8 protein-coding genes and 7 tRNA genes are annotated in these 10499 nt (G+C 38.6%); all 15 read left to right on the top strand.

All coding sequences use genetic code 11. From position 1 onward, the window contains the following. Nucleotides 1-475 precede the first annotated feature (475 nt). Nucleotides 476-552 (top strand) — tRNA-Asn (locus ACKVQX_RS14310). Nucleotides 553-573: 21 nt separating this feature from the next. Then, a tRNA-Thr gene (locus tag ACKVQX_RS14305) sits at nucleotides 574-646 on the top strand. A gap of 96 nt (nucleotides 647-742) precedes the next feature. Further along, nucleotides 743-817 (top strand) — tRNA-Glu (locus ACKVQX_RS14300). A 10-nt stretch (nucleotides 818-827) separates the two neighbouring features. Continuing rightward, a tRNA-Val gene (locus tag ACKVQX_RS14295) sits at nucleotides 828-903 on the top strand. A 14-nt stretch (nucleotides 904-917) separates the two neighbouring features. Next, a tRNA-Tyr gene (locus ACKVQX_RS14290) sits at nucleotides 918-1001 on the top strand. Between the two features lie 26 nt (nucleotides 1002-1027). Further along, a tRNA-Gln gene (locus tag ACKVQX_RS14285) sits at nucleotides 1028-1102 on the top strand. Nucleotides 1103-1118: 16 nt separating this feature from the next. Beyond that, a tRNA-Lys gene (locus ACKVQX_RS14280) sits at nucleotides 1119-1191 on the top strand. A 199-nt stretch (nucleotides 1192-1390) separates the two neighbouring features. Further along, nucleotides 1391-2293 carry an arginase gene (rocF, locus tag ACKVQX_RS14275; protein ID WP_068450192.1) on the top strand — a complete coding sequence of 301 codons (903 nt, stop codon included), beginning with the start codon at nucleotides 1391-1393 and terminating at the stop codon, nucleotides 2291-2293. A gap of 116 nt (nucleotides 2294-2409) precedes the next feature. Beyond that, the gene (sigW, locus tag ACKVQX_RS14270; RefSeq protein WP_068450194.1) at nucleotides 2410-2973 is read left to right on the top strand and encodes an RNA polymerase sigma factor SigW; all 564 of its coding nucleotides are present in this window, start codon (nucleotides 2410-2412) and stop codon (nucleotides 2971-2973) included. Nucleotides 2974-2984: 11 nt separating this feature from the next. After that, nucleotides 2985-3593, top strand: coding sequence for a zf-HC2 domain-containing protein (locus ACKVQX_RS14265; RefSeq protein WP_141274280.1), 609 nt, complete (start codon nucleotides 2985-2987; stop codon nucleotides 3591-3593). Nucleotides 3594-3756: 163 nt separating this feature from the next. After that, entirely contained in the window at nucleotides 3757-4596 is an 840-nt protein-coding gene (gene cdaA / locus ACKVQX_RS14260) for a diadenylate cyclase CdaA (protein WP_068450197.1), read from the top strand. Next, entirely contained in the window at nucleotides 4596-5894 is a 1299-nt protein-coding gene (locus tag ACKVQX_RS14255; RefSeq protein ID WP_068450199.1) for a YbbR-like domain-containing protein, read from the top strand. Before cdaA ends, ACKVQX_RS14255 begins: the two co-directional genes overlap by 1 nt. A 39-nt stretch (nucleotides 5895-5933) precedes the next feature. Beyond that, the gene (gene glmM / locus ACKVQX_RS14250) at nucleotides 5934-7286 is read left to right on the top strand and encodes a phosphoglucosamine mutase (protein ID WP_068450202.1); all 1353 of its coding nucleotides are present in this window, start codon (nucleotides 5934-5936) and stop codon (nucleotides 7284-7286) included. Nucleotides 7287-7749: 463 nt separating this feature from the next. After that, nucleotides 7750-9540, top strand: a complete 1791-nt coding sequence (gene glmS / locus ACKVQX_RS14245) for a glutamine--fructose-6-phosphate transaminase (isomerizing) (protein WP_409136439.1) — start codon at nucleotides 7750-7752, stop codon at nucleotides 9538-9540. Nucleotides 9541-9700: 160 nt separating this feature from the next. After that, nucleotides 9701-10486 carry a restriction endonuclease gene (locus ACKVQX_RS14240; protein ID WP_101035425.1) on the top strand — a complete coding sequence of 262 codons (786 nt, stop codon included), beginning with the start codon at nucleotides 9701-9703 and terminating at the stop codon, nucleotides 10484-10486. Nucleotides 10487-10499: the final 13 nt, after the last annotated feature.

Raw genomic sequence — 10499 nt, 5'->3', positions numbered from 1 at the left:
GTCTGAGTGGTTACTTTTTTTTATGTTTCAAAAGGGGGAAACCCTTGAAAAGATTCAAGGAGGATTGCCAAAGAGCGCGACGTCCTGTCGCAAAGGCGATTCATCTACATTCATCTACAAGGAAAAGATAGCATTGTAACCAGCTTGAAAGAATCTACAGTAGATGATCCCTTTTAAGCTAGTTAAAAAGCTGCTCTACAAGCTCGTACAGTCTTTTATAGTAATATATAGAATGAGGTTATTTTAAGCTAGATAATACGTTTTAAAACACGTTATAAACTATTGTGAGATAAAAACCTATTTAGGTATGTAAACGTAAAACAAAACGCCATAATGGCTTCAAAATACTTAGATAAACGAATGAAATCAGAAAATAAAAAGTTTTAAAATTTATTTAAAAAGCTATTGCATTTACTTTATATTTTGTTATAATAATAATTGTGTTAGAGATAGCACAACAAAATAATAGTGTTGTTCCGTTGTAGCTCAGTTGGTAGTAGCATCTGACTGTTAATCAGAGGGTCGCAGGTTCGAGTCCTGCCAACGGAGCCATTTTTTATGTTTAAAAGCTATGCTTCCATAGCTCAGCAGGTAGAGTGCTTCCATGGTAAGGAAGAGGTCACCGGTTCGAGCCCGGTTGGAAGCTTACGAAAACTTAAAAATTATTTTTGAAAAACACTTGCAATAACATCATAAACATGATATTATAATTCTTGTCTTGTTAAGAAAGACTTAAATTGATGGCCCCTTGGTCAAGCGGTTAAGACACCGCCCTTTCACGGCGGTAACACGGGTTCGAATCCCGTAGGGGTCACCATTCATATTTCGGAGGATTAGCTCAGCTGGGAGAGCACCTGCCTTACAAGCAGGGGGTCGGCGGTTCGATCCCGTCATCCTCCACCATATTGTTTTTTGTCGGAGGGGTAGCGAAGTGGCTAAACGCGGCGGACTGTAAATCCGCTCCTTCGGGTTCGGCAGTTCGAATCTGCCCCCCTCCACCATTTAATTTAAATATCATTTCCATTGTTGGGGTATAGCCAAGCGGTAAGGCAACGGATTTTGATTCCGTCATGCCCTGGTTCGAATCCAGGTACCCCAGCCATTTTTGTTTTTATAATGAGTCATTAGCTCAGTTGGTAGAGCATCTGACTTTTAATCAGAGGGTCGCAGGTTCGAATCCTGCATGACTCATCCATTATGATTGCATCCATCTCACGTTGTTGAGATGGTTTTTTTTTACGAAAAAATGAAAAAACAAGGATAGGGTTTTCATTTAGAAAATCTATTCTTTAAATAGCTATTTTTGAATAATTATGCGAATTCATGTGCAGTTGAACCATTTACATAAAAATGTTTACAATAGAAACAACTAACAAAGGGGGTTGTTTTAATGGAAACATTAAATATTTCAATGATTGGTGTGCCAATCGATTTTGGTCAAATGCGTAGAGGTGTAGATATGGGACCGAGTGCTATTCGTTATGCAGGTGCTGTAGAGCGTTTAGAGGCATTAGGACATGAAGTTGTAGATGAAGGGGATATCTACGTGCCAAACGCAGCCAAACTAGAAGTACATCCGAAATTGCGTAATTTAGGCGCAGTTGTAGAAGCATGTACAAAATTAGCAGAACAAGTTGCGACAGCAGTTGAACATAAAAAATTCCCACTTGTATTAGGTGGTGATCATAGTATTGCGATTGGAACATTAGCAGGTCTTGCGCAGCATTATAAAAATCTAGGTGTGATTTGGTATGATGCGCATGCGGATATGAATACAGCTGAAACATCACCATCAGGAAATATTCATGGTATGCCGCTTGCAGTAGCAATGGGACTAGGACATGAAAAGCTAACGCATATTGGCGGGGAGCAGCCGAAGATTGATCCGAAAAATTTAGTAATTATTGGTGCACGTTCGGTAGATGAAGGAGAGCGCGAACTAATTAAAGAAAAGGGCATTAAAGTATATTCAATGCATGAGATTGATCGTTTAGGAATGGCAGCTGTTATGGAAGATGCACTTGCTTATCTACGTTCTCGTGAAATTGATGGTTTGCATTTATCTTTAGATTTAGATGGTTTAGATCCAATGTATACGCCAGGTGTGGGAACACCAGTACCAGGAGGGATTACATATCGCGAGAGTCACTTAGCGATGGAGATGCTGCAAGAGTCGAACCTGTTAACATCAGCTGAATTTGTAGAAGTGAATCCTGTTTTAGATACGAAGAATGCAACAGCAAATGTAGCTGTAGGCTTAATGGGTTCGCTATTAGGTGAATCACTGGTATAGTTTGAAAAGTCATAACCCCCTTCTTCATGTTACAATAATATACGTACTCGATTTTTGAAACTATATGATGGAATAAAACGTATATCAAGTACAGTTTAGTTGGAAGGAACATCACAATGGACACGTTAATACACAAACGAATAAAGCAGGTGCTGAAGGGCGATCAAAATGCGTATTCTGACATTGTGAACTCTTACCAGCAGAGTCTTTATCACGTATGCTATCGTATTGTTGGGAATCAACAAGAAGCTGAAGATATCGCACAGGAAGCATTTGTGCGCGCATATATAAATTTGCATACATTTGATCCGAAGCGAAAATTTTCAACATGGTTGTTTCGTATTGCGACGAATCTCTGTATTGACCGTTTGCGAAAGAAGAAACCGGACTATTACTTAGATGCCGAAGTACCGGGAACTGAAGGACTAGATATGTATTCGCAAATTGCGTCAGAAGAACGTCTACCAGACGAAGAAGTAGAACGTATGGAGTTAAAAGAACGTATTCATTACGAAATTGGTCGATTGCCAGAAAAATATCGTACGGTCGTTATTTTAAAGTATATTGAGGAGTTACCGCTGCAAGAGATTAGCGATATTCTCGAAATACCACTAGGTACTGTGAAAACACGTGTACACAGAGGGCGAGAAGCGTTACGTAAGCAGTTAGGTGACGTGTAGGGGGAAGCATGATGCACACATGTCCAAAAGAGATTGTCCACTATATGCATGAGCGTTTAGATGGAGAAATTAGTTCTGAGCATGATCGAGTGCTTACTGAACATTTACAGACATGTCCGGATTGTCAACGACATATGGATGAATTAAATCGTGTCGTTTACTTAGTGGGAACATTACAAGCGATGCCTGTACCAGCAGGATTTACAGAGCGCGTTATGTTCCGATTACCAAAGCCAAAATTAAAGTCCGGTGTGCAGCGATGGTTGAGAAGGCATCCGATTCTTGTCGCAGCCGCACTGTTCATGATTTTAATGAGTGCTTCTTTATTATCAGGATACAATGACCGCTCAGCATTTTCTGTAACAGAACATCCGGGGATGGTTGTTGAAGGAGATCGCGTGACTGTACCGGCAGGACAAACGGTAAAAGGGGATATCGTTGTCACAAATGGTGATTTAGTCATTGATGGTAAGGTAGAAGGGGATGTCACCGTTATTAACGGTAAGTACATGGCTTCTACTGCAAATGTAACAGGCCAGATTGAAGAAATTGATGATACATTTGAATGGTTATGGTACACCATCAAAGACGGCACAAAAAAGCTATTCACATTCGAATAACTAAAGGGGACGGAAACTTGCAGCTGCATTTTTCCGTCCTTTTGAATATCAGGCTATATGATAAGTAAATTCTATCCTTTTTTGGCTTGAAAAAGGCGAGGACGGGGTATGTTATGCTATACTTATTACCATACGTACGCGCTAGAAAAGTGGGGGATTCCACATGACATTTATTAATGAAATAACGAATTTAACAGAGAATCAACTAGTAAGGACATTTCTAAATATTTTAGATATCTTACTTGTTTGGTTCGTCATTTATAAAATACTTACATTAATTAAGGGCACAAAAGCTGTTCAATTATTAAAAGGTATTTTCGTCATTATTATTATTCGAATTATAACGGAATATTTAGGGCTTACAACGTTAGGCTGGATGACAAATCAAGTAATCGATTATGGTTTTTTAGCAATTATTATTATCTTCCAACCTGAACTTCGTCGAGCGCTAGAGCAGTTAGGGCGCGGAAAGCTCTTTGCTCGAAGTGGTATGCAGGAAGAGGAGGAACGTGATCGTTTAATTAGTGCGATGACAAAATCAATTAGCTATATGGCGAAGCGTCGTATTGGTGCATTGATTTCAATTGAAAAAGATACGGGTTTGAATGATTACATTGAAACAGGTATTCAGATGAACTCAGATATTTCTTCAGAATTACTGATTAATGTATTCATTCCAAATACACCATTACATGATGGTGCAGTTATTATTCAAAAGAATCGTATTGCAGCGGCAGCGTGTTATTTACCGCTATCAGAGAGTCCATTCATTTCAAAAGAATTAGGAACAAGGCACCGCGCAGCAATCGGAATTAGTGAAGTAACAGATGCAGTAACTGTCATTGTTTCAGAAGAGACAGGTGGCATTAGTTTAACAGTGAACGGTGAATTACATCGTGACCTTTCAATGGAGGAGTTTGAACAACGTTTGCGTAATGCTTGGTTCGGTGATACGACAGAGAAAAATACAACACGTTGGTCATGGAAAGGGGGCAAAAAATAGTGAATAAATTTATTGATAACCCCTGGATGCTTCGTATTACAGCTTTAGCTCTAGCTATTCTAATGTTTTTTAGTGTGAGACCGAGCGGTAATACGATTGATTCGACGAACTCTGGTATTAAAGAAGAAGTTTTGCGTGATGTGCCTGTTGAATTACGATACGACGATAATAACTTTGTTGTCACAGGCGTACCACAGACTGTTGATGTTAAAATTAGCGGTCCTGTAGGCATTGTTATCACAACGAAAACAGGTCGTAATATTAAAGTGGTTGCGAATATCAAAGATCAGCCTTCGGGAACGCATGTCGTTAAGTTTGAACCTGAAGGATTCTCTGATAAACTAGCTGTAGAAGTCGAACCGAAAACAGCAAAAGTAAATGTAGAAGAACGTATTACAAAAGATGTGAAAGTGGAACCTGAAATTAATGAAGGGCAGCTTGCAGATACAAAATACGTGAAAAACATGACAACAGAGCCAGAAACGGTAACTGTATCTGGTGCAAAGAGTGCGATTGATCGCATTACGTATGTAAAAGCGACAGTCTCAGCGAGTAAAGATGCAGATAAGACATTCGAAAAGGTAGCGGGAATTAAAATCTTTGACCGCAATATGAATATTTTAAATGTTGACGTAGAGCCAAAAACCGTTAAAGTAAAAGTTGAGTTATCTGAGTATAATAAAGAAGTGCCACTCGTTGTAAACCAAAAAGGAAAACCGGCAAAAGGTTATACAGTTGATGGTGTAACCCCTAAATCTGATAAAGTACTTGTATATGGTTCACGTGGTAATTTAGAAAAAATACAACAGGTTGTTGTAAATGCAGATGTAGAAGGTTTGAAAAAGACGACAACTGTTAAAGGAACACTCGAAAAACCTACAGGTGTAGCAGATTTATCATTTGCAGCAGTTGATGTACGCGTAAAAGTATCAAAAGAAAATGAGACGAGCGCGAAAAACAAAAATGAAACAGATACAGCGAAAAAAGATGAAGAAGATACTGCAACGGAAGACGTCGAAAAAACATTTAAAAATATAAATGTGAAGTTGCAAGGCATGAACATTACAGATTATAGTGCAGAATTTATTACACCATCATCAGGGCAAATTAATGTGATAGCAAAAGGCGCTTCTAAATTAATTTCAGCTCTGACGACAGCAGATATTCAAGCATTTGCTGATGCAAGTAAAATTGATGATGGGATACAAGAGCTACCAATCCAAGTAAAGAGTTCAGAAGGTATAGAATTGACTCCGTCGTTAGATCAAATAAAAGTTCGTTTTACGAAACAAGACTAACGTATATGAGGAATGGTTTTGAAGGAGAGAAAAAATCAAATGGGTAAATATTTTGGTACAGACGGCGTACGTGGCGTCGCTAATAGTGAGCTAACTCCTGAGTTAGCATTTAAATTAGGTCGCTTTGGAGGATATGTCTTAACAAAAGACGCAACAGAACGTCCAAAGGTATTAATTGGTCGCGATACGCGTATTTCAGGTGAGATGTTAGAAGGTGCATTGGTAGCAGGGCTAATCTCAATTGGTGCTGAGGTTATGCGTTTGGGCGTTATTAGTACACCGGGCGTTGCTTATTTAACACGCGCAATGAGTGGAAATGCAGGTGTTATGATTTCAGCATCACACAATCCTGTAGAAGATAATGGGATTAAATTCTTCGGTCCAGATGGTTTTAAATTATCAGATGAACAAGAAGCGGAAATCGAAGCGCTTTTAGATCAAGATGAAGATACACTACCTCGTCCAACAGGTGCTGATTTAGGGTCTGTAAGTGACTACTTTGAAGGTGGACTTAAATATATCCAATACTTAAAACAAACAGTAGATGAAGATTTCTCAAATATTCATATTGCTTTTGACTGTGCACATGGTGCAACGTCATCACTTGCGACACATTTATATGCTGACCTAGAAGCAGACCTATCATCAATGGGTGCTTCACCAAACGGTTTAAATATTAATGATGGCGTAGGTTCAACACATCCAGAAGCATTGGCTGAATTCGTGCTTGAAAAGGGTGCTGATGTCGGTTTAGCGTTCGATGGTGATGGTGACCGTCTAATTGCAGTCGATGAAAAAGGACAGATTGTAGATGGCGATCAAATTATGTATATCTGTGCAAAATATCATCATGCAAAAGGTCGTTTAAATAAGAATACAGTGGTTTCAACTGTGATGAGTAACATGGGCTTCTATAAAGCACTTGAAGCAGAGGGAATCGAGAGTATTCAAACACAAGTTGGAGACCGTTACGTTGTAGAAGCGATGCGTGAAGGTGGCTACAATGTCGGTGGTGAGCAATCTGGACATATCGTATTCCTTGATTACAATACGACAGGTGATGGCTTATTAACAGGCTTACAACTGGTGAACACAATGAAGATGACAGGTAAGCGTCTATCAGAATTAGCAGCTGAAATGACGATCTTCCCTCAAAAATTAATCAATGTACGTGTAACAGATAAGCATGCTGTGACACAAAATGAAAAAGTAGCTGAAACAATCGCAGCTGTAGAAGCGGAAATGAATGGTGATGGACGTGTGTTAGTACGTGCATCAGGTACAGAACCGCTTGTACGTGTAATGGTCGAAGCTTCAACGAAGGAACAATGTGATGCATATTGTGAACGCATTGCAGCAGTTGTAAAAGAAGAAATGGGTTTAGCTGAATAACATCATTCAAAAGACAGTGTTGGAAATAAGCCGGCACTGTCTTTTTTCGTGTTTATTTCCTGGGAAATTGGGAATATTATATAAATAAAATGATATTTGTATGTTTTAAATTGACGTATATTCTTTTACCGTTTATGATATAGTTCTGATAATTTGCTGAGGAGGATTGTGTAGAAGCGTAAATCGGAAAAACAGTTATAGCGCCAGTACTGAAGAAATCGGACGACAAGTATCTTCAGTAGACGAGGTGGAGGAGTATCGAAAGTTTCGGCGGATGCCTCCCGGTCGACAGCCCGATCGTAAGTTCATCTTTAAAATAGTGAAGTGATTCGCTAGACAAAGAGATGAAATGGCAAATCATAGAGAGACAGAGAAACTGTTCGTAAGGGAATTTCTATGCGAACTTTCATTGCTATGGACTTTTTCTCTTTTCATAATTTGCAAAATATCGGAGGAATTAAATATGTGTGGAATCGTAGGTTATATTGGTCAACTAGATGCAAAGGAAATTTTGTTGAAGGGACTAGAAAAATTAGAGTATCGTGGTTATGACTCAGCGGGTATTGCAGTAGAGAATGCAGCGGGCGTACAGGTATTCAAAGAAAAAGGACGTATTGCAGATTTACGTGATGTCGTGGACATGACAGTAGATGCAACAACAGGAATTGGACATACACGCTGGGCGACGCATGGTGTACCGAACTATGTGAATGCACACCCACATCAAAGTGCTTCAAAACGTTTTACATTAGTACACAATGGTGTCATTGAAAACTATCATTTATTACGAGATGAATATTTACAAGGTGTGACAATGACGAGTGATACGGATTCAGAAGTCATTGCGCAATTAATTGAACACTTTTCAAATGAAGGTATGACAACAGCAGAAGCTTTCCGTAAAACACTAACATTAGTAGAAGGTTCTTATGCGTTAGCTTTATTAGATGCAGAAGAAGCAGATGTCATTTATGTAGCGAAAAAAGGTAGCCCACTATTAGTAGGTGTTGGCGAACAGTTCAATGTTGTGGCATCAGATGCTATGGCGATGTTACACGTAACAGATCAATTTATTGAATTACATGATAAAGAAATGGTGATTGTGACAGCAGATTCAATTCAAATCCAAAAGTTAGACGGAACCGTTGTAGAACGCGCACCGTATAAAGCAGAACTTGATTTGAGCGATATTGATAAAGGCACATACCCACATTACATGTTAAAAGAGATGGATGAACAACCAGCAGTCGTTCGTCGCATTACACAGAAGTATGAAAATGAGGCAGGTCAATTAACGATTGACCCAGCGATTCAACAAGCGATTAAAGAAGCAGATCGTCTATATATTATTGCTGCAGGTACGAGCTACCACGCAGGATTAATCGGTAAACAGTACTTTGAAAAGCTTGCAAAAATCCCTGTAGAAGTGCATATCGCAAGTGAGTTCGGCTATAACATGCCATTACTATCGAAAAAACCATTATTCATCTTCATCTCACAATCAGGTGAAACAGCAGATAGCCGCCAAGTATTAGTGAAGGTGAAAGAATTAGGCTATCAAGCATTAACGATGACGAATGCACCAGGCTCAACATTATCACGTGAAGCCGACTACACATTACTATTACATGCAGGTCCAGAAATCGCAGTAGCGTCAACAAAAGCCTATGTAGCACAAGTTGCAGTATTAGCGATTACAGCATATGTTGTAGCAGACCAACCAGAAATCGAGTTGAAGAAAGAATTAGGCATTGCAGCAAATGCGATTCAATCAATTATTGATCGCAAAGAAGAATTTGCTAAACTAGCAGAATCATTCCTAGCAACAACACGTAACGCATTCTTCATCGGACGTGGCATGGATTACTACGTGAGTATGGAAGGCGCACTAAAATTAAAAGAAATCTCGTATATTCAAGCAGAAGGATTTGCTGGCGGTGAATTGAAGCATGGTACAATCGCTTTAATCGAAGACGGCACACCTGTCATCGCACTTGCGACGCAAAAAGAAGTCGCACTGAATTTACGCGGTAACGTGAAGGAAGTCGTAGCACGCGGCGCAAACCCATGCATCATCTCAATGGAAGGCATGGCAGAAGCAAACGATGCCATCACAATTCCGCACGTACACCCATTACTATCACCACTAGCAGCAGTTGTCCCAGTACAATTAATCAGCTACTACGCAGCCCTACAACGCGGCTGTGACGTGGATAAACCACGTAACCTAGCGAAAAGTGTGACGGTGGAGTAAGGATATTTTTAAAGCTAATCAGACTGTTGGTTTTTAATAAAGATTGATAATTTATAATAAAGATTGATAATTAATAATAAAGATTGATAAAAAATAACCTCTATGGGTAAAATATCCATAAGAGGTTGTTTTTTATTTCTGACTTTTTGGAGGGCATTATATGGAGAGAAGTTTTGACTGGTTATGGGACAAGTACAAAGAAGGTGCTCGAGATAAATTTGAAGAGGTATGCTATAAAATCTATAAAAATGAACATCCAGACGCTGAAGTTAAACGAGTAAGAGTTCAGCATGGTGATGGAGGTATTGATGTATACATAGATTATCCTGATAAATTTATTGTTGTTCAGTGTAAATTTTTTATTAACGAATTAGGAGATTCTCAAAAAAGCCAAATTCGAAATTCACTTGGTTCAGTTGATAAAACAGAACTGAATGAATGGATATTAGCTGTTCCCCTTATCTTGTCTGAAAAGGAAGCAAGTTGGTGGAGAAAGTGGAAAAAAGTGAAGGAAGAAGAATTTGGAATTAAAATAAGATTACATGATGAAGATGATTTATTAGATTTATTAAAAAAGCATAATTTATATGATGATTATTTTAATACAGTTAAATTCGATAAAGATTTTATTGAAGATGTTGTAGGGAAAGATGAAAAGAAGAATATTCACGATAGACTATACCCTTTAATTTCAGAACTCTCAGGTGTTGATTACAATTTATGGGATATTGTAGTACAAGTGGATCAGCTTGCTGATTTAAGAGCGCACAGATTATTTAAGGAAAATACATTGTTGCTAAATTTAAATAGGCTTACAAATTTATATGCACTTCATGCTGAAGGTAATTCTATATTTGGAAAAAGGTTAAGAAGTGAAGAGAAAATTTCAGAAGAAACAGAATTACGCAAAAAAATTATGGAAGACTATTATAATTTAGGACTATAAGGGGGGATTTTAA

The sequence above is a fragment of the Kurthia sp. ISK08 genome (assembly GCF_046159805.1).
Lineage (GTDB): Bacteria > Bacillota > Bacilli > Bacillales_A > Planococcaceae > Kurthia > Kurthia gibsonii.
Note: the sequence above shows the minus strand (reverse complement) of the source record. Positions and strands in the feature narration are given on the sequence as shown.

Excerpts from the sequence above, each read along its gene's own strand:
- rocF (WP_068450192.1), top strand. The coding sequence starts at position 1,391 with ATGGAAACATTAAATATTTCAATGATTGGTGTGCCAATCGATTTTGGT.
- sigW (WP_068450194.1), top strand. The coding sequence starts at position 2,410 with ATGGACACGTTAATACACAAACGAATAAAGCAGGTGCTGAAGGGCGAT.
- ACKVQX_RS14265 (WP_141274280.1), top strand. The coding sequence starts at position 2,985 with ATGCACACATGTCCAAAAGAGATTGTCCACTATATGCATGAGCGTTTA.
- cdaA (WP_068450197.1), top strand. The coding sequence starts at position 3,757 with ATGACATTTATTAATGAAATAACGAATTTAACAGAGAATCAACTAGTA.
- glmM (WP_068450202.1), top strand. The coding sequence starts at position 5,934 with ATGGGTAAATATTTTGGTACAGACGGCGTACGTGGCGTCGCTAATAGT.
- glmS (WP_409136439.1), top strand. The coding sequence starts at position 7,750 with ATGTGTGGAATCGTAGGTTATATTGGTCAACTAGATGCAAAGGAAATT.
- ACKVQX_RS14240 (WP_101035425.1), top strand. The coding sequence starts at position 9,701 with ATGGAGAGAAGTTTTGACTGGTTATGGGACAAGTACAAAGAAGGTGCT.